Genomic DNA, 18,982 nt, shown 5'->3' with positions numbered 1-18,982 from the left:
TTGCTTCCGTGATTGGTTTAGACCTTGACCGCTGGTCCAGACCTTTCTATTCTCGGCGGCACTGCGGTGAGTTGCTGCCATGCACATGACCAGCACAGCGGCGATGCTCACGGGCGGCGCAGGGTTCCACCCCCCGTTTTGACCCCCCGGAACACCCGAGGAGCACCCCTTGCGCATGAGACCGATACAGAAAGCCGCGGCAGGGCTCACCACCCTGTTGCTCCCGGCCGCCGCCCTCGTCGGCCTCGCCTCCCCCTCCCAGGCGGCCGCCGCGGCGAGCACGGCCACCGCCAGCTACGCGAAGACCCAGGACTGGGGCAGCGGCTTCGAAGGCAAGTGGACCGTCAAGAACACCGGTACCACGGCGCTCAGTTCATGGACCGTCGAGTGGGACTTCCCCGCCGGCACCAAGGTGACCTCGGCCTGGGACTCCACGGTCACCAACTCGGCCGACCACTGGACCGCCAAGAACCTCACCTGGAACGGGACGCTCGCCCCCGGCGCCTCGGTCTCCTTCGGGTTCAACGGCACCGGCTCCGGCGCCCCCACCGGCTGCAAGCTCAACGGCGCCTCCTGCGACGGCGGTGACGTCCCCGGAGACGCGGCCCCCTCCGCGCCCGGCACCCCGACCGCCTCCGCGATCACGGACACCTCGGCCAAGGTCTCCTGGACCGCGGCCACCGACGACAAGGGCGTCAAGAACTACGACGTCCTGCGCGACGGAGTCAAGGTCGCGACGGTGACCGGAACTTCGTACTCCGACACCGGTCTCAAGGCCGGCACCGACTACTCGTACACCGTGCAGGCCCGCGACACCGCCGACCAGACCGGTCCCGCGTCCGGCGCGGTCAAGGTGCACACCACCGGCGGCAGCACCACGCCCCCGGACCCGGGCCCCGGCACGGGCAGCGGCGGCAAGGTCAGGATGGGGTACTTCACCGACTGGGGCGTCTACGGCCGCCAGTACTTCCCCAAGAACCTGGAGACCTCCGGCTCCGCCGCCAAGGTCACGCACATCAACTACGCCTTCGGCAACGTGCAGAACGGCGCGTGCACGATGGGTGACGCCTACGCCGACACGGACATGGCGTACACCGCCGCCAACTCCGTCTCCGGCACCGCCGACACCTGGGACCAGCCGCTGCGCGGCGCCTTCAACCAGCTGCGCCAGCTCAAGGCCAAGCACCCGGGCCTGAAGATCCTCTGGTCCTTCGGCGGCTGGACCTGGTCCGGCGGCTTCCCCCAGGCCGCGCAGAACCCGGCCGCGTTCGCCGACTCCTGCTACAAGCTGGTCAAGGACCCGCGCTGGGCCGACATCTTCGACGGCATCGACATCGACTGGGAGTACCCCAACGCCTGTGGCCTGTCCTGCGACACCAGCGGCCAGGACGCCCTGAAGAAGCTGACGACGGCGCTGCGCGCCAAGTTCGGCTCGAGCAACCTGGTGACGGCGGCCATCACGGCCGACGCGTCGACGGGCGGCAAGATCGAGAAGAACGACTACGCGGGCGCGTCCCAGTCCCTCGACTGGTACAACGTCATGACCTACGACTTCTTCGGCGCGTGGGACGCCAAGGGCCCGACGGCCCCGCACTCCCCGCTCACGCCCTACTCCGGCATCCCGCAGGCCGGCTTCAACTCGGCCGACGCCATCGCCAAGCTCAGGGCCCAGGGCGTCCCGGCCTCGAAGCTCCTGCTCGGCATCGGCTTCTACGGCCGCGGCTGGACCGGCGTCACACAGAAGGAGCCGGGCGGCACCGCGACCGGCCCCGCCGCCGGCACCTACGAGCAGGGCATCGAGGACTACAAGGTCCTGAAGACCAAGTGCCCGGCGAACGGAACGGTCGCCGGTACCGCGTACGCCTTCTGCGGCGGCGACTGGTGGTCGTACGACACCCCCGCCACCATCGGCTCCAAGATGGCGTGGGCCAAGGGCCAGGGTCTCGGCGGCGCGTTCTTCTGGGAGTTCTCCGGCGACACGTCGAACGGTGAACTGGTGACCGCGATCGACTCCGGGCTCAAGTAGCTCAAGTAACCCGGCACCGCAAAGCCGAAGCCGGGCCGGTGGGAACGCCCCCCACCGGCCCGGCTTCTTCATGTCCTTGTTCGCGCGGCCTACGCGACGTTCACCCGCTGCCCTGGAGGCGCCGCCTCCAGCCAGGCCAGGAAACCGGTCAACGCGTCCTCGCTCATCGCCAGTTCCAGCCGGGAACCGCGGTGCGCGCACGCCAGGATGATCGCGTCCGAGAGCAGGGCCAGCTCCTCCTCGCCCTCCGGAGCACGCCGCCCCGTCACCTCGATCGCCGAGCGCTCCAGGGTGCGCCGCGGCCGGACCGCGTACGAGAAGACCCGGAACCACTCGATGCGGTCACCGCTGTAGCGGGCCACGCCGTAACCCCAGCCTTTGCCGGACGCGTCACCCTCCTCGGGGACGTCCCACCGCAGGGAGCAGTCGAAGGTGCCCCCCGACCGCTGGATCAGCCGGCGCCGCAGGCCGAAGACGAACAGCCCCAGCAATACGAGTACGACGACCGCGACCACGCACAGCACGAGAACGAGGACCATTCGTACCGACCTCCTCGCCTCATCTGATAACGGGCCCGACAGCGGATCCGATAACGGAACTGCAAAATTGACCAAGGATCGCCTCAGCCGCGACCCGGGCCGGAGAGTCTCTCCGGTCCTGGCCGCGGCTGAGTCATGTCACTCCGCGCTCTCCCAGATCCTAAAGGGCCTGGGAGGTACCCCATGGGTCAGCGCGTCGCCACCGCACGCAGTCGGACGTCCGCGCGACGCTCGGCGGATGCGTCCGCATCCGACTGCGCACGCTCGAGCGCCCGCTCCGCACGCTTGACATCGATCTCGTCCGACAGCTCGGCGATCTCCGCCAGCAGGGACAGCTTGTTGTCGGCGAACGAGACGAAACCGCCGTGCACCGCGGCGACAACCGTGCCACCGTCGCTCGTGCGGATCATCACCGGGCCCGACTCCAGCACACCGAGAAGCGGCTGGTGACCGGGCATGACGCCGATGTCGCCGGACGTGGTGCGCGCGACGACCAGGGTGGCCTCGCCGGACCAGACACTGCGGTCCGCGGCGACGAGCTCGACGTGCAGCTCAGCAGCCAAGGTGGGCTCCTCGGGTCACCACCCGGCCGTTGGCGCCGGGTGTTGGGTCAAAGTCTAGTGGGCGTACGGAGAGGGGCGGGACACACCCTGCGGGTATCCCCCGCCCCTCTCCCACGAGTCTGTGCTTCCGAAGAAGCCAGAATCAGGAGACGCCGAGCTCCTTGGCGTTGGCCTTCAGGTCCTCGATGCCACCGCACATGAAGAACGCCTGCTCGGGGAAGTGGTCGTACTCACCGTCGCAGATCGCGTTGAACGCGGTGATCGACTCCTCGAGCGACACGTCCGAACCGTCCACACCGGTGAACTGCTTGGCGGCGTGGGTGTTCTGCGACAGGAAGCGCTCGACGCGACGGGCACGGTGGACAACGAGCTTGTCCTCCTCGCCCAGCTCGTCGATACCGAGGATCGCGATGATGTCCTGGAGGTCCTTGTACTTCTGCAGGATCGTCTTGACGCGCATGGCGGCGTCGTAGTGGTCCTGCGCGATGTAACGCGGGTCCAGGATGCGGGACGTGGAGTCCAGCGGGTCCACGGCCGGGTAGATGCCCTTCTCGGAGATCGGACGGGAGAGAACCGTCGTCGCGTCGAGGTGGGCGAACGTGGTGGCCGGGGCCGGGTCGGTCAGGTCGTCCGCGGGGACGTAGATCGCCTGCATCGAGGTGATCGAGTGACCACGGGTCGACGTGATGCGCTCCTGGAGGAGACCCATCTCGTCGGCGAGGGTCGGCTGGTAACCCACCGCGGAGGGCATACGGCCGAGCAGCGTGGAGACCTCGGAACCGGCCTGCGTGAAGCGGAAGATGTTGTCGATGAAGAACAGCACGTCCTGCTTCTGCACATCGCGGAAGTACTCCGCCATGGTCAGACCGGCCAGGGCGACGCGCAGACGCGTGCCCGGCGGCTCGTCCATCTGGCCGAAGACCAGCGCGGTCTTGTCCAGAACGCCGGCTTCCTCCATCTCGACCATGAGGTCGTTGCCCTCACGGGTGCGCTCGCCGACACCGGCGAAGACGGAGACACCGTCGTGCAGCTTGGCCACACGGACGATCATTTCCTGGATCAGAACGGTCTTACCGACACCGGCACCACCGAACAGACCGATCTTTCCACCCTTGACGTACGGGGTGAGAAGGTCGACGACCTTCAGGCCGGTCTCGAACATCTCGGTCTTCGACTCGAGCTGGTCGAAGGCGGGGGCCTTGCGGTGGATCGTCCAGCGCGGGGCGTCGGCGACCGAGTCGGCCTCGTCGTTCAGGACGTCACCGAGGGTGTTGAACACGCGGCCCTTGGTCAGGTCACCGACGGGCACCGAGATGCCGGCGCCGGTGTCCGTCACGGGGGCCTGGCGGACCAGGCCGTCGGTGGGCTGCATCGAGACCGTGCGGACCACGCCGTCACCCAGGTGCTGGGCGACCTCGAGGGTCAGCGTCTTCTTCTCGCCCTCGTTGGCCGGGTCGTCGACCTGGACGTGCAGGGCGTTGTAGATCTCCGGCATCGCGTCGACGGGGAACTCCACGTCGACGACCGGGCCGATGACCCGGGCGACGCGGCCCGTGGCAACGGCCGTCTCAACAGTGGTCGTCATTACTTGTCACTCCCCGCGGTCGCGTCGGCCAGGGCTGCAGTGCCGCCGACGATCTCGCTGATTTCCTGGGTGATTTCGGCCTGGCGGGCCGCGTTGGCAAGACGGGAGAGCGAGTTGATCAGGTCTCCCGCGTTGTCGGTGGCCGACTTCATCGCGCGGCGCGTGGCGGCGTGCTTGGAAGCAGCCGACTGGAGCAGCGCGTTGTAGATACGGCTCTCGACGTAGCGCGGCAGCAGGGCGTCGAGGACGTCCTCCGCCGACGGTTCGAAGTCGTACAGCGGAAGGATCTCGCCGCCCTTGGACGTCGACTCCTCCGCCACCTCTTCGAGGCTGAGCGGCAGCAGGCGTCCGTCGATCGCCGTCTGCGTCATCATCGAGATGAACTCGGTGTAGACGATGTGGAGTTCGTCCACGCCGCCGTCCGCCACGTCCTTCTCGATGGCCTCGATGAGCGGGCCCGCGACCTTCTTGGCGTCCGCGTACGTGGGCTCGTCGGTGAAGCCCGTCCACTGCTCCGCGACCTTGCGCTCACGGAAGTTGTAGTGGGCGACACCACGGCGGCCGACGATGTAGACGTCGACCTCCTTGCCCTCGGCCTCGAGACGCGCGGTCAGTCGCTCCGCGGCCTTGATGGCGTTCGAGTTGAAGGCGCCGGCCAGACCACGGTCGCTCGTGAGGAGCAGCACCGCGGAACGCGTCGCCGTCTCCGGCTCCGTCGTCAGCGGGTGCTTCGTGTTCGAACCGGTTCCCACCGCCGTGACCGCGCGCGTGAGCTCGGTCGCGTAGGGCGTGGAGGCCGCCACCTTGCGCTGCGCCTTGACGACGCGCGAGGCGGCGATCATCTCCATCGCCTTGGTGATCTTCTTGGTCGCGGTGACGGATCGGATGCGACGCTTGTAGACCCGGAGCTGGGCTCCCATGAGTCAGGTCCCTTCCTTACGTCACTTGGCCGCGGCCGGAGCGTCCTCGCCGAGAAGCTTCCCGTCCGAGGTCTCGAACTGCTTCTTGAACTCCGCGATCGCGTCGGCGGTGGCCGAGAGGGTGTCGTCAGACATCTTGCCGCCCTCCTTGATGGAGGTCATCAGGCCCTGCTCCTTGCGGTGCAGGTAGTCGAGCAGCTCGCGCTCGAAGCGGCGGATGTCGGCGACCGGCACGTCGTCCATCTTGCCGGTGGTGCCGGCCCAGACGGAGACGACCTGGTCCTCGGTGGCCATGGGCTGGTACTGGGGCTGCTTGAGCAGCTCGACCATGCGCTGACCGCGCTCCAGCTGCGCCTTCGACGCGGCGTCCAGGTCGGAACCGAAGGCGGCGAACGCCTCGAGCTCACGGAACTGGGCGAGGTCCACGCGCAGTCGGCCGGAGACCTGCTTCATCGCCTTGTGCTGCGCGGAACCACCGACTCGGGAGACGGAGATACCGACGTTCAGCGCGGGGCGCTGACCGGCGTTGAACAGGTCCGACTCCAGGAAGCACTGGCCGTCGGTGATGGAGATGACGTTGGTCGGGATGAACGCCGACACGTCGTTCGCCTTGGTCTCGACGATCGGCAGACCGGTCATCGAGCCCGAGCCCAGCTCGTCCGAGAGCTTCGCGCAGCGCTCGAGGAGACGGGAGTGCAGGTAGAAGACGTCACCCGGGTAGGCCTCGCGCCCCGGCGGACGGCGGAGCAGCAGGGACACGGCGCGGTAGGCGTCGGCCTGCTTCGAGAGGTCGTCGAAGACGATGAGGACGTGCTTGCCCTCGTACATCCACTGCTGACCGATGGCCGAACCGGTGTACGGCGCCAGGTACTTGAAGCCGGCCGGGTCGGACGCCGGGGCGGCGACGATGGTCGTGTACTCCAGCGCGCCGGCCTCTTCGAGGGCGCCACGCACGGAGGCGATGGTCGAGCCCTTCTGACCGACGGCGACGTAGATGCAGCGGACCTGCTTCTTCGGGTCGCCGCTGCGCCAGTTGTCGCGCTGGTTGATGATCGTGTCGACGGCCAGGGCGGTCTTGCCGGTCTGACGGTCACCGATGATCAGCTGACGCTGACCGCGGCCGATCGGGGTCATCGCGTCGACGGCCTTGTAGCCGGTCTCCATCGGCTCGTGCACCGACTTGCGCTGCGTGACCGTGGGGGCCTGCAGCTCAAGGGCGCGACGCCCGCTGGTCTCGATCTCGCCGAGGCCGTCGATCGGGTTGCCGAGCGGGTCGACGACGCGACCCAGGTAGCCCTCGCCGACGGCGACGGAGAGCACCTCACCGGTGCGCTGCACCGGCTGGCCCTCCTCGATACCGGTGAACTCACCGAGCACGATGGCACCGATCTCGCGCTCCTCGAGGTTGAGGGCGAGGCCGAGGGTGCCGTCCTCGAACTTCAGCAGTTCGTTGGCCATGGCCGAGGGCAGGCCCTCGACCTTCGCGATGCCGTCGCCGGCAAGGGTGACCGTACCGACCTCCTCGCGCGAGGCCGCGTCCGGCTTGTACGCCTGGACAAAGTTCTCCAGCGCGTCCCGGATCTCCTCCGGCCGGATCGTGAGCTCCGCCATCTGGGTTCCCTGCTCTCCTTGTTGGGCCCGAAGTTTTCTTGGGGGTCTGGGGTCAGCCCCCAGGAATCCTCTGCACGGCCCAACTAGGGCCGTAGGTACTACTACGTTGTGCGAGTCGGTCAGCCGGCCATACGGCGGCTGGCGTCCTCGATGCGGTCCGCGATGCTTCCGTTGATGAGCTCCTCGCCCACCTGCACGTTGATCCCGCCGAGGACGCCGGGGTCCACGTCGAGGTTCAGGTGCATCTGACGCCCGTAGAGCTTCGCGAGGGCGGCGCCCAGGCGCTGCTTCTGCGCGTCGCTCAGCGGAACCGCCGAGGTGACGACGGCGACCATGCGGTCCCGGCGCTCCGCGGCGAGCTTGGACAGGGACTCGAGTCCCGCTTCCAGGCTACGTCCACGCGGCTGGGTCACAAGGCGCTCGACGAGACGCTCGGTGGTGGCCTTGGCGCGACCGCCGAGCAGGCTGCGCAGCAGCTCACCCTTGGCCGTGCCGGTGGCGATGCGGTCGGTGAGCGCGGCGCGCAGTTCGGTGCTCGAGGCGACGATCCGGCCGAAGCGGAACAGCTCGTCCTCTACGTCGTCCAGCTCGCCGGCCTTCTGCGCCGCGGTCAGCTCGGCGATGCTGGCCAGCTCCTCGACGGAGTCGACCAGGTCGCGCGGGGCGGACCAGCGGGAGCGGACCAGACCGGCCACCAGGTCGGCGGTCTCGCCGCTGACCTGGCCGCCGAGCAGGCGGCCCGCGAGCTCGGCCTTGGCCTCGCCGGACTGCGCCGGGTCGGTCAGGACCCGACGCAGCGAGACCTCGCGGTCGAGCAGCGCGGTGACCGCGGCAAGCTCCGAGCCGAGCTGCCGGGCGTCGACCGACGTGCTGTCGGTCAGCGCGTCGAGACGCTCACGTGCGGAGGCGAGTGCCTCGCGGCTCGCTCCGTGGGCAGTCATCGAGCGGCCTCGGCCTTCTCCTCGAGGTCGTCGAGGAAGCGGTCGATCGTGCGCGACTGCCGGGCGTGGTCCTCGAGGGACTCGCCGACCAGCTTGCCGGCCAGGGTCGTGGCCAGCTGGCCGACGTCCTGACGCAGCGCCTGAGCGGCGGCCTTGCGGTCGGCCTCGATCTGCGAGTGGCCGGCGGCGATGATTTCCTCACGCTGCCGCTGGCCTTCCGCACGCATCTCGGCGATGAGCGTGGCGCCCTGCTCCTGCGCCTCCTGGCGCAGCCGCGCGGCCTCGTGACGAGCCTCGGCGAGCTGAGCCTTGTACTGCTCGAGCACGCTCTGGGCTTCGGTCTGAGCGGCTTCTGCCTTCTCGATACCGCCTTCGATCAGCTCGCGGCGCTCTTCCAGCGTCTTGTTGATACGCGGGAGGAGCTTCTTGGCGAAGAAGAAGAAGACGATGGCGAAGGCGATGGTGCCGACGAGCAGCTCGGGACCGGCCGGGATGAGCGGGTTCTGCTTCTCCTCGGCCGCCAGCTGTACCAGGTTGGCGATCACATCAGTGCCTTTCGTCGAATAATGGTCTGTGAGGAGTTAGGTCACGTACCGTAAACGAACGGCAGAACGATGCCGATGAGGGCGAGCGCCTCACAGAAGGCGAAGCCGAGGATCTGGTTGGCGCGGATCAGGCCGGCGGCCTCGGGCTGACGGGCGAGCGCCTGGGTGCCGTTACCGAACACGATGCCGACGCCGATGCCGGGGCCGATGGCAGCGAGACCGTAGCCGATGGAGCCGAGGGAGCCGGAGACGCCAGCGGCGAGTTCGAGGGTCGCGGACATGCCGTTACTTCCTTCTCTTTAACGAACCGGTGGGGGTTGGCCACCGGACGATGGGGTTTGACAGGTAGGGCGGGACTCAGTGGTGCTCGGCGAGAGCGCCCTGGATGTAGGTGCTGGCGAGGAGCACGAAGACGTACGCCTGGACCGCCTGCACGAAAAGCTCGAAGAGGACCATGGCCATGGTCATCACGAAGGAGACGCCCGCGGCCGGGATCATCCAGCTGTTCAGCAGGTACCAGGAGGCGACGGTGAACATCACCAGCATCAGGTGACCGGCGAACATGTTCGCGAACAGTCGCACCGCGTGCGTGAACGGGCGGACCAGCAGGTTCGAGAAGAACTCGATGAACGAGACGAGCCACTTGATCGGGCCGAGCGAGTTGTCGTAGCCCGTGATGTTCTTCCAACCGCCCACGAAACCATGGCGCTTGAAGGTCAGCGGCACCCAGATCAGGTAGACGATCGCCGCGAGCACGACCGGGTACGCGAACACGGACGCGACCGGGAACTGCGTCAGCGGGATGACGGACCAGATGTTCATGATCCAGATGAAGAAGAACAGCGACACCATGAAGGGGACGTACTTCTCGCCCTCCTTCTTGCCCATCGTCTCGTAGACGATGCCGCGGCGTACGAAGTCGTACCCCGCCTCGACGGCCATCTGGAGCTTGCCCGGGACAACCTTGGCCTTGCCGAACGCCGCGTAGAAGACACTGACGACGACGAGGGTCGTCAGGAGGGCGAGCAGCATCACCTTGTTGAACTCGAACCCGCCGACGGTGAAGATCGGCTTGAAGAGGAACGAGTGCAGACCAGGAGCCGGAAAGCCACAGCCGTTGTCGGACATGATCCGACAGCTCCAGTCAAAGGCGAGCTCAGTCTGGTCAGCACTCACCACGGGCTCCTTCGGCGTGACGCATGGGTACGGCAACCTCGTTGTGTCGGTGCGGCGCGCAGCCGCGGATCGGCACCGGTCTGGTGTTTCGGATGTGGGGGCGGCGGGCAGGCAGTGAGCCTCGCAGTTGAGCAGGCGTCAGCTCAAATGTCCGCGCCCGCAGTGCCGCAGTTGGCACCGGACGATAGCAGTAACGCGAACCGCCACTTATCCCGCCCCTACCCCTCACGATGACGAGCCCGACTTCTCGGGCTTGTCACCGTTCTTGGAGTGATCGGAATCCTGGGCCGAGTCGGGATCGATGTAGAAGATCTTGGCCTTCATGTGCGCACGCGCCTGCGCCGCCATCCATACGACGGTGGCGGCGACGAGAGTCACGGCGAAGGCCTTGGGGTTGAAAAGTGTCGTGTCCTTGAAGACGCCGACGAAGATCAGAAGCAGCAGCAACTGTGCGACGTAGAGCATGAGCCCCATCGCCTGGAAGAGCTGCGGAAGCGATTTTGCCGTCCGCTGGAGGACGACCTGCCCGAGGCCCATGAACACGATGACGACCACCGTGCCGATGACGGCGCCGAGAGCCCCCTTACCGCCGGCGACCACACCACTGACGATGGCGGCGATCACGCCGGCAATGGCTGTGGGCACAACGGCCTGAAGAAGGATCCGTGCGTCATTCGAGGGCATGGCGGCAGCTCCGCTTACTGGACGGGGGCAGGGTGTCGTCATGGACGAGCGTAGTCCCGGGGCCGAGAGGGATTTTCGGGCCAACCGACCGTCGCACCACGGTCCTTCGGCTCTGTCCCCGGGTCTCGTGAACGGTATCACAAACTATTTGATGAGGTCTTTACCCGTACGGTGTGCCCGCCGTCACACATGAGAAGTAATCCGCGCGTCTGTGCAAGAACCGCGCCTACTTGTCTGGTAATGGTCCGATTTCATTCCGCGCTTCAGCGGGACGAGTGAGCCTTGCGGCGGTCCGGGATGCGTGAACGGGGGCCGATGGCGGTCGCCCCGTTGACGCCCGCCGGCATCGGCGTACGCACGTCTTCCTCCTCCTCGGGCCGCTCCACGTGGGCCACCTGAGCGGCCTTGCCGCGGCGGTAGCGCGGCGGCACGAAGGCCTCCGCCCAGTCCGGCGTACGCGGCGTGAAACGCGGCAGCAGAAGCAGTACGAGACCCACGAAGCTCAGCGCGACGATCGCGAACACGATCCACATGGACGTCGAGTGAACGGAGTAAGCCACAGCGCCGAAGGACAGCAGGGCCGACCAGAAGTACATGATCAGGACCGCGCGGCTGTGGGAGTGGCCGATCTCCAGGAGCCGGTGGTGCAGGTGGCCGCGGTCGGCGGCGAACGGCGACTGGCCCTTCCAGGTGCGGCGCACGATGGCGAGCACCAGGTCCGCGAACGGCACCGCGATGATCGTCAGCGGCATCAGCAGCGGGATGAAGACCGGCATCATCGCGTGCGTGGCATCACGCGTGCCGCCGAAGTTCAGCTTCATCACGGCCGGGTCGACCTGGCCGGTGATGGAGATCGCGCCGGCGGACAGGACGAGGCCGATGAGCATCGACCCGGAGTCGCCCATGAAGATACGGGCGGGGTGCATGTTGTGCGGCAGGAAACCCAGACACATGCCGATGAGAATCGCCGAGAAGAGCGTCGCGGGGGCGGCGGCCTCGATGCCGTAGCCGTACCAGAGACGGTAGGAATACAGAAAGAATGCCGAGGCGGCGATGCAGACCATGCCGGCGGCGAGGCCGTCGAGGCCGTCCACGAAGTTGACGGCGTTGATGCTGATGACGACCAGGGCGACGGTCAGGAGCGTGCCCTGCCACTGGGTGAGGGAGACCGTGCCGACGCCCGGGATCGGCAGCCACAGGATCGTCAGACCCTGCATGACCATGACGCCCGCGGCGATCATCTGGCCGCCGAGCTTGATCAGGGCGTCGATCTCGAACTTGTCGTCCAGGACGCCGATCAGCCAGATCAGGGCGGCTCCGGAGAGCAGGGCCCGCGGCTCGTTCGACAGCTGGAAGACGGGGCTGAGGTTCGTCAGGTGGTCCGCGACGAGGAGGCCCGCGCACAGGCCGAAGAACATCGCGATCCCGCCGAGCCGGGGTGTGGGTTCCCGGTGCACGTCGCGGGCGCGGATCTCCGGCATGGCGCCGGCCACGATCGCGAACTTCCGCACCGGGCCGGTCAGCAGGTAGGTCACCGCGGCCGTGATGCAGAGCGTCAGCAGGTATTCACGCACGGGCTTCCCCACATATATCGCTGGCCATCTCAGCCTCACACCCTAGCTTCGCGTGCATGTGGTGAAGGACTGCTGGGTAGCGACGATGGTTGCACGAGTGACGGTGGACCCTGGACCGCCTACCCCGCTCTAGGCCGGATACGGCGGAAATCTTCCGGCCACTTCCCGTACTTCTTCCCGTGCCTCGCGCGGGTCCGTTTCACCTCGGAGAACGCCCGCGAAGAGGACGGCGATGCGGGCCATCTCGGGTTCACCCATGCCCTGTGTGGTGATGGCGGCGGTGCCCAGGCGCAGGCCGCGCCCGTCGCCGAAGGGCAGCGCGCATGTGTCGAGGACCATACCGGCGAGGGCGAGCCGGCCGCGGGCCGCCGGGCCCTCGACGCCCAGCGGGGACGGGTCGGCGGTCAGCAGGTGGGTGTCCGTGCCGCCGGTGGTGATCATGAGGCCCTCGGCGCCGAGGGCGGCCGCGAGAACCCTCGCGTTGGCGACCACCTGATGGGTGTACTCCGCGAAGGCCGGTGTCGCCGCCTCGCCGAACGCGACGGCCTTGGCGGCGATCGTGTGCATCTGGGCGCCGCCCTGCGTGAAGGGGAAGACGGCCCGGTCGATGCGCTCCGCGAGCTCGGCCCCGCACAGCAGCATCCCGCCGCGGGGGCCGCGCAGGACCTTGTGCGTGGTCGCGCAGACGACGTCGGCGTACGGGACCGGGTTCGGGGCCACTCCCCCGGCGATCAGGCCCATGGGGTGCGCGGCGTCGGCGATGAGGTAGGCGCCCACGTCGTCGGCGATGTCGCGGAAGGCCTCGTAGTCGATGTGCCGGGGATAGGCGATCGAACCGCAGACGATGGCCTTGGGGCGGTGCACCCGGGCCAGGGCGCGGACCTGGTCGTACTGGATGAGGCCGGTCTCGGGGTCGACGCCGTAGGGGACGAAGTCGAACCAGCGGCCCGAGAAGTTCGCCGGGGAGCCGTGGGTGAGGTGGCCGCCGAACGGGAGGCCCATGGCGAGGACGGTGTCTCCCGGGCGCAGCAGGGCGGCGTACGCGGCCAGGACGGCGGACGAGCCGGAGTGGGACTGCACGTTGGCGTGCTCGGCGCCGAAGAGGGCCTTGGCGCGGTCCACGGCGATGCGTTCCGCGACGTCGACGAGCTCGCAGCCGCCGTGGTGGCGGGCGCCGGGGTAGCCCTCGGCGTACTTGTTGGCGAGCGGGGAGCCGAGGGCCGCGAGGACGGCCGGCGACGTGAAGTTCTCGGCGGCGATGAGCTGCAGTGACGTGGCCTGCCGGGCCGCCTCGCCGAGCATGATCTCGGCGATCTCGGGGTCCTGCCGGCGCAGCGTGTCGAAGCCGGCGTGCGCGTACGTCGCACCGGCGGGGGCGTGTTCGGTGGTGACCGGCATCGTGGACTCCGGGCCTCGCGGGGGTGACCTCAGAAATCCAATGTAGGCCCGCCCGCCCGACCGCGCCCGGAGTCAGGTACGACCGGGTACCCCGACCGGCGCCCCCACCACCCGCCCGGTCCCCTCACAGACCTCAGTGCACCGCAGGAACACCCGTAAGCGCCGTCACCACAGGGTCCAGCGCCCGGCTGAGCCCCATCCCGCACGCGCGACTCGCACCGCTCGGCCCCAGCGGGCCTCCCGGGCTTCGCCACGCTGCGACGGACTCCGCCCGTCGGCTCAACGGCAGACCAGCACGGCGGCCAGCGCCGTCACCACAGACCTCAGTGCACCGCAGGAACACCCGTCAGCGCCGTCACCACAGGGTCCAGCGCTCGGCTGATCTCGTCGCCCACCGAGCGGAAGAACGGCAGGGGTGCCCCGTACGGGTCGTAGACCTCGTCCGCCTCGGCGTTCGGGGCGAGGAGCCACCCGCGTAGAGCGGCCGCGGCCCGCACCAGGGCGCGTGCTCGCTCGACCACGCCGCCGCCTTCCCCGTCGAGGGGGTCGGGCAGGGTGGCCGGGTCTATGGCCTGTACGAGGCGCGTGAACTCCTTCAGCGTGAAGGTGCGCAGGCCCGCGCTGTGGCCCATGGAGATGACCTGGGCGCGGTGGTCCCGGGTGGCGGTGAGGACGAGGTCGGCGCGGATCACGTGTTCGTCGAGGAGCTCACGGCCGACGAAGCCGGAGGCGTCCGCTCCGAAGTCCGCGAGGACCGTCTCGGCGTTGGCCTCCATGGGCGCGCCCTCGTGCCCCCAGGTGCCCGCGCTCTCGACGATGATGCCGCGGACCAGGGGGTCGCCGAGCCGCTCCGCCAGGGCGTGCCGGGTCAGCCGCTCGGTGATCGGCGAGCGGCACACGTTGCCGGTGCTGACATGCAGGATGCGGAAGGAGTCCCCGTTGCCTATGCCACGCCCCGTCTCAGGGGCTGTCAATTCGCCACCTCGAGGTCGGGTACGACCTTGCGCAGCTCGTCCGCGGTCAGGGCACCCGCGCGCAGGAGCACCGGAACCTTTCCGGTCACGTCGACGATCGACGACGGGACGATGCCGGGCGTGGGGCCGCCGTCCAGGTAGACGGAGACGGAGTCGCCGAGCATGTCCTGCGCGGCGTCGCAGTCCTCGGGGGCGGGGTGCCCGGTGAGGTTCGCGGAGGACACGGCCATGGGGCCGACCTCGGTGAGCAGCTCGATCGCGACCGGGTGCAGCGGCATCCGGACGGCTACGGTGCCCCGGGTGTCACCGAGGTCCCAGGCGAGGGACGGCTGGTGCTTGGCGACGAGCGTGAGGGCGCCGGGCCAGAACGCGTCGACGAGTTCCCAGGCCATCTCGGAGAAGTCCGTGACGAGCCCGTGCAGCGTGTTCGGGGAGCCGATGAGGACCGGGGTGGGCATGTTGCGGCCGCGGCCCTTGGCCTCCAGGAGGTCACCCACGGCCTCGGGCGTGAACGCGTCGGCACCGATGCCGTAGACGGTGTCGGTGGGCAGGACGACCAGCTCGCCGCGGCGGACGGCGGACGCGGCTTCACGCAGACCGGTCGTACGGTCGGACGCGTCGTTGGTGTCGTATCGCCGAGCCATTTAGCGGGCCTCCTCGTGCACATACTGCTGGCTTGAAGTCACGGTCGTCGTCACGGCATCGCCTTGCGGGCGGTGGCGAAGCGCGGGCGGTTGTTCAGGTCGGGGTGGTCGGCCGCGTCGGCCCAGCCACGCTCCTCGGCGAAGATCCACGGCACCTGACCGCCCTGCGTGTCGGCGTGCTCCACGACGACGACGCCGCCGGGGCGCAGCAGCCGGTGCGCGGTGCGCTCGATGCCGCGGATCAGGTCGAGCCCGTCCTCGCCGGAGAACAGGGCCAGTTCGGGGTCGTGGTCCCGGGCCTCGGGGGCGACGTACTCCCACTCGGTGAGCGGGATGTACGGCGGGTTGGAGACCACCAGGTCGACCTGGCCGTCGAGGTCGGGGAAGGCCTCCAGGGCGTCTCCCTGGCGCAGGTCGACCCTGGACCCCTCGACGTTCTTGCGGGTCCATCTGAGGGCGTCCTCGGACAGCTCCACGGCGTGCACGGTGGAGCGCGGGACCTCCTGGGCGAGCGCGAGCGCGATGGCGCCCGAGCCGGTGCACAGGTCGACGATCCGAGGCTCGACGACGTCCATGGCCCGTACGGCGTCTATGGCCCAGCCGACCACGGACTCGGTCTCGGGCCGCGGCACGAACACGCCGGGGCCCACCTGGAGTTCGAGGTAGCGGAAGTAGGCGAGCCCGGTGATGTGCTGGAGCGGCTCGCGGGCCTCACGGCGCGCGATCACCTCCCAGTACCGGGCGTCGAAGTCCGCGTCCTTGACCGTGTGCAGCGCGCCCCGCTTCACGCCGTGCACGAACGCGGCGAGCTCCTCCGCGTCGTTGCGCGGCGAGGGCACACCCGCGTCGGCGAGACGCTGGGTGGCCTGGGCGACTTCCGCGAGCAGCACGCTGCGGGGGTTTGGGGGTCGCCCCCCAAGATGTTGCTGCACGCTGGTCCCTCCGGGGCTGAGCTGGTCTTTTTTGGCGTGGCTTAGGCGGCGGCGAGCTTGGCGGCCGAGTCGGCGTCGACACAGGCCTGGATCACCGGGTCGAGGTCACCGTCGAGCACCTGGTCCAAGTTGTACGCCTTGAAACCGACGCGGTGGTCCGAGATGCGGTTCTCCGGGAAGTTGTACGTACGGATCTTCTCGGAGCGGTCGACCGTGCGGACCTGGCTGCGGCGCGCGTCGGCGGCCTCGGCCTCGGCCTTCTCCTGGGCCGCGGCGAGCAGCCTGGAGCGCAGGATACGCATCGCCTGCTCCTTGTTCTGGAGCTGGCTCTTCTCGTTCTGGCAGGAGGCGACGACGCCGGTGGGCAGGTGCGTGATGCGGACGGCGGAGTCCGTCGTGTTGACGGACTGTCCGCCGGGGCCCGAGGAGCGGTAGACGTCGATGCGGAGGTCGTTCGCGTGGATCTCGACGTCGACCTCCTCGGCCTCGGGCGTCACGAGGACACCGGCGGCGGAGGTGTGGATACGGCCCTGCGACTCGGTCGAGGGCACGCGCTGCACGCGGTGCACGCCGCCCTCGTACTTCAGGCGGGCCCAGACGCCCTGGCCGGGCTCGGTCGCGCCGTTGCCGCCCTTGGTCTTGACGGCGACCTGGACGTCCTTGTAGCCGCCCAGCTCGGACTCGGTGGCGTCGATGATCTCGGTCTTCCAGCCGACGCGCTCGGCGTAGCGCAGGTACATCCGCAGCAGGTCGCCGGCGAACAGGGCGGACTCGTCGCCGCCCGCGCCCGCCTTGACCTCGAGGATGACGTCCTTGTCGTCGTTGGGGTCCCGGGGGACGAGGAGGAGCCGCAGCTTCTCGGTGATGTCCTCGCGCTGCTTCTCGAGGTCCTTGACCTCGGCGGCGAAGTCCGGGTCGTCCGCCGCGAGTTCGCGGGCGGTCTCGATGTCGTCACCGGTCTGCTTCCAGGAGCGGTAGGTGGCGACGATCGGGGTCAGCTCGGCGTAGCGCTTGTTGAGCTTGCGCGCGTTCGCCTGGTCGGCGTGGACCGAGGGGTCCGCGAGCTTCGTCTCGAGATCGGCGTGCTCACCGATGAGGTCCTCGACGGCCTCGAACATCTCCGGCTCCTGAAGTGAGGTAAAGCGATAGGGAACGGCCACCGGGCCGGCCGGGGGAAGGCCACCGCCCCCGGCCGAAAAGCGGCGCGCCGGTCCCGGCCCGCCCCGAAGGGCGGCCGTGGACCGGCGCGGGTGGCTCGCTACTTGTTGCCGGCAGCGGCCTTGCCGAAGCGGGCCTCGAAGCGGGCCACGCGGCCACCGGTGTCGAGGATCTTCTGCTTGCCCGTGTAGAACGGGTGGCACTCGGAGCAGACCTCGGCACGGACGGTGCCGCTGGAGATCGTGCTACGGGTGGTGAACGACGCGCCACAGGTGCAGCTGACCTGCGTCTCGACGTACTCGGGGTGGATGTCGCGCTTCAAGGTGTCTCCTATGTTCTCGGAGGGCTCCGGGTCGCTTCCGCGGATTGCGGGGGCGTGAACCGGGACCGACGTACCAGTCTGCCAGGACTGGCCGTATCCCCCAAAACCGGGGTCGTGGCGGAACTATTCCCGCAGGGGCTCGCGGGCCCTAGTGGCTGCTCACGACGGAGCCCGCGGCGCCCTTGTCGCCGGCGGAGTCCTTGGTCGCCGAGGCCGGTATCGGCTGGTCCGCCTTGAGAGCCGACCACAGCTGGGCGGCCTGGCGGTCGAGCGGGAGCACGCGGTTCGGGTTGGCGGGGTCGTACTGGACGGGGAGCGTCACCATCTTCATGTCGCCCGCGCCGATGCCCTTGAGGCCGTTCGCGAATCCGGCGAGTTCCTTGACGGAGTTGAGGTCGGAGTCGGTGGTGACGGCGCTGGTGGCGGTGTCCGCGAGGTCGTACAGCTTCTTGGGGCTGGTGAAGACGCCGACGTCCTTGATCTGCTGGATCAGCGCCTTCATGAAGGCCTGCTGGAGCTGTATTCGGCCGAGGTCGCTGCCGTCGCCGATGCCGTGGCGGGTGCGGACGAGGCCGAGGGCCTGCTCGCCGTCCAGCGTGTGCTTGCCGGCGGGGAGGTGCAGGTGGCTCTTGTCGTCGTTGATGGCCTGCTGGGTGGTGATGTCGACGCCGCCGAGGGTGTCGATGAGCTTCTTGAAGCCCGTGAAGTCGACCTCGACGTAGTGGTCCATGCGGATCCCCGACATCTTCTCCACGGTCTTGACGGCGCAGGCCGGGCCGCCGACCTCGTACGCCGTGTTGAACATCTGCTGGTTGCCGCCCGCGACCGTCTTGCCGTGGGCGTCGGTGCAGGTGGGGCGGGTGACGAGGGTGTCGCGCGGTATGGAGACGACGCTGGCCTTCTTGTGGCCCTTGTAGACGTGGACGACCATCGCGGTGTCGGAGCGGGCGCCGCCCTGGTCCGCGCCGTACTGGGCGTTCGCTCCGGAGCGGGAGTCGGAGCCGAGGACGAGGATGTCCATCGAGCCGTTGTCGACGTTCTTGGGGCGGTCGGTGCCGAGCGCGGCGTTGATGTCGACGCCCTTGATGTTGCCGTTGAGCTTGAAGTACAGGAAGCCGGCGCCCGCGCCCGCCACGACGAGAAGTCCGCCGAGGGTGCAGGCCGTGATGACAAGGGCCTTACGGCGCCCGCTGCGCGGCTTGCGCCGCCGGCCTGTGCCGCCCCGGGCCGGGCGGCTCGGGTCGGTGCTCTCGTGACTGCTCTCGTCGGGCATGTGCTCCTCAGTCCTCAGGTACTCGGTGGTCGGTTACCCCCGGTGGGCAAGGTCAGGCTTCTTCGGACGTCTCTGCTCGCAAGACGCGGAATCCGGATGCAGGGTTGCACAACGCAC

At 68.7% G+C, this 18,982-nt stretch carries 19 protein-coding genes; 1 reads left to right on the top strand and 18 read right to left on the bottom strand.

The genetic code is table 11. From position 1 onward, the window contains the following. Window positions 1-175 precede the first annotated feature (175 nt). A complete protein-coding gene (locus tag ABZ893_RS11380) occupies window positions 176-2,026 on the top strand; it encodes a glycoside hydrolase family 18 chitinase (RefSeq protein ID WP_361400467.1) in 1,851 nt (616 codons plus the stop codon). An 89-nt stretch (window positions 2,027-2,115) separates the two neighbouring features. On the opposite strand, the gene ABZ893_RS11375 is transcribed toward ABZ893_RS11380, so the two are convergent. The 18 genes from ABZ893_RS11375 to ABZ893_RS11290 form a co-directional block, all read right to left on the bottom strand. After that, complete coding sequence (locus ABZ893_RS11375) at window positions 2,116-2,565, bottom strand: DUF2550 domain-containing protein (protein WP_361400464.1); 450 nt, start codon at window positions 2,563-2,565, stop codon at window positions 2,116-2,118. 188 nt (window positions 2,566-2,753) lie between these two features. After that, window positions 2,754-3,128, bottom strand: a complete 375-nt coding sequence (locus ABZ893_RS11370) for a F0F1 ATP synthase subunit epsilon (protein ID WP_361400461.1) — start codon at window positions 3,126-3,128, stop codon at window positions 2,754-2,756. A gap of 142 nt (window positions 3,129-3,270) precedes the next feature. Then, entirely contained in the window at window positions 3,271-4,713 is a 1,443-nt protein-coding gene (gene atpD / locus ABZ893_RS11365; protein WP_361400457.1) for a F0F1 ATP synthase subunit beta, read from the bottom strand. Then, window positions 4,713-5,633, bottom strand: coding sequence for a F0F1 ATP synthase subunit gamma (locus ABZ893_RS11360; RefSeq protein WP_361400454.1), 921 nt, complete (start codon window positions 5,631-5,633; stop codon window positions 4,713-4,715). The genes atpD and ABZ893_RS11360 overlap by 1 nt, the downstream gene beginning before the upstream one ends. 21 nt (window positions 5,634-5,654) lie before the next feature. Then, complete coding sequence (gene atpA / locus ABZ893_RS11355) at window positions 5,655-7,244, bottom strand: F0F1 ATP synthase subunit alpha (protein WP_361400451.1); 1,590 nt, start codon at window positions 7,242-7,244, stop codon at window positions 5,655-5,657. A gap of 119 nt (window positions 7,245-7,363) precedes the next feature. Beyond that, the gene (locus ABZ893_RS11350) at window positions 7,364-8,185 is read right to left on the bottom strand and encodes a F0F1 ATP synthase subunit delta (protein WP_361400449.1); all 822 of its coding nucleotides are present in this window, start codon (window positions 8,183-8,185) and stop codon (window positions 7,364-7,366) included. Next, window positions 8,182-8,730: a F0F1 ATP synthase subunit B gene (locus tag ABZ893_RS11345; protein WP_361400446.1), complete on the bottom strand. Its 549-nt coding sequence runs from the start codon at window positions 8,728-8,730 to the stop codon at window positions 8,182-8,184. Before ABZ893_RS11345 ends, ABZ893_RS11350 begins: the two co-directional genes overlap by 4 nt. 41 nt (window positions 8,731-8,771) lie before the next feature. Then, on the bottom strand, window positions 8,772-9,011 hold the full coding sequence (atpE, locus tag ABZ893_RS11340; protein ID WP_361400443.1) for an ATP synthase F0 subunit C: 240 nt from the start codon (window positions 9,009-9,011) through the stop codon (window positions 8,772-8,774). A gap of 76 nt (window positions 9,012-9,087) precedes the next feature. After that, window positions 9,088-9,858 carry a F0F1 ATP synthase subunit A gene (gene atpB / locus ABZ893_RS11335; protein WP_361400440.1) on the bottom strand — a complete coding sequence of 257 codons (771 nt, stop codon included), beginning with the start codon at window positions 9,856-9,858 and terminating at the stop codon, window positions 9,088-9,090. 273 nt (window positions 9,859-10,131) lie between these two features. Then, window positions 10,132-10,590 (bottom strand): hypothetical protein, encoded by a 459-nt coding sequence (locus tag ABZ893_RS11330; protein WP_361400437.1) that lies wholly within the window; start codon window positions 10,588-10,590, stop codon window positions 10,132-10,134. Between the two features lie 263 nt (window positions 10,591-10,853). Then, on the bottom strand, window positions 10,854-12,164 hold the full coding sequence (locus ABZ893_RS11325; protein ID WP_361400433.1) for an MraY family glycosyltransferase: 1,311 nt from the start codon (window positions 12,162-12,164) through the stop codon (window positions 10,854-10,856). A 129-nt stretch (window positions 12,165-12,293) separates the two neighbouring features. After that, complete coding sequence (glyA, locus tag ABZ893_RS11320) at window positions 12,294-13,562, bottom strand: serine hydroxymethyltransferase (RefSeq protein ID WP_361400430.1); 1,269 nt, start codon at window positions 13,560-13,562, stop codon at window positions 12,294-12,296. A gap of 323 nt (window positions 13,563-13,885) precedes the next feature. Further along, complete coding sequence (locus tag ABZ893_RS11315) at window positions 13,886-14,536, bottom strand: protein-tyrosine-phosphatase (protein ID WP_361400427.1); 651 nt, start codon at window positions 14,534-14,536, stop codon at window positions 13,886-13,888. Further along, window positions 14,533-15,180: an L-threonylcarbamoyladenylate synthase gene (locus ABZ893_RS11310; protein WP_227297229.1), complete on the bottom strand. Its 648-nt coding sequence runs from the start codon at window positions 15,178-15,180 to the stop codon at window positions 14,533-14,535. The genes ABZ893_RS11315 and ABZ893_RS11310 overlap by 4 nt, the downstream gene beginning before the upstream one ends. A gap of 50 nt (window positions 15,181-15,230) precedes the next feature. Further along, window positions 15,231-16,070, bottom strand: coding sequence for a peptide chain release factor N(5)-glutamine methyltransferase (prmC, locus tag ABZ893_RS11305; protein ID WP_361400424.1), 840 nt, complete (start codon window positions 16,068-16,070; stop codon window positions 15,231-15,233). Window positions 16,071-16,153: 83 nt separating this feature from the next. After that, window positions 16,154-17,230 (bottom strand): peptide chain release factor 1, encoded by a 1,077-nt coding sequence (gene prfA, locus ABZ893_RS11300; protein ID WP_361400421.1) that lies wholly within the window; start codon window positions 17,228-17,230, stop codon window positions 16,154-16,156. 140 nt (window positions 17,231-17,370) lie between these two features. Continuing rightward, entirely contained in the window at window positions 17,371-17,592 is a 222-nt protein-coding gene (gene rpmE / locus ABZ893_RS11295; RefSeq protein WP_361400418.1) for a 50S ribosomal protein L31, read from the bottom strand. Between the two features lie 148 nt (window positions 17,593-17,740). Further along, window positions 17,741-18,865, bottom strand: coding sequence for an LCP family protein (locus ABZ893_RS11290; RefSeq protein WP_361400415.1), 1,125 nt, complete (start codon window positions 18,863-18,865; stop codon window positions 17,741-17,743). Window positions 18,866-18,982 lie beyond the last annotated feature (117 nt).

It is taken from the genome of Streptomyces sp. NPDC046821 (assembly GCF_040645335.1).
In the GTDB taxonomy this organism is placed as follows: Bacteria; Actinomycetota; Actinomycetes; order Streptomycetales; family Streptomycetaceae; genus Streptomyces.
Note: the sequence above shows the minus strand (reverse complement) of the source record. Positions and strands in the feature narration are given on the sequence as shown.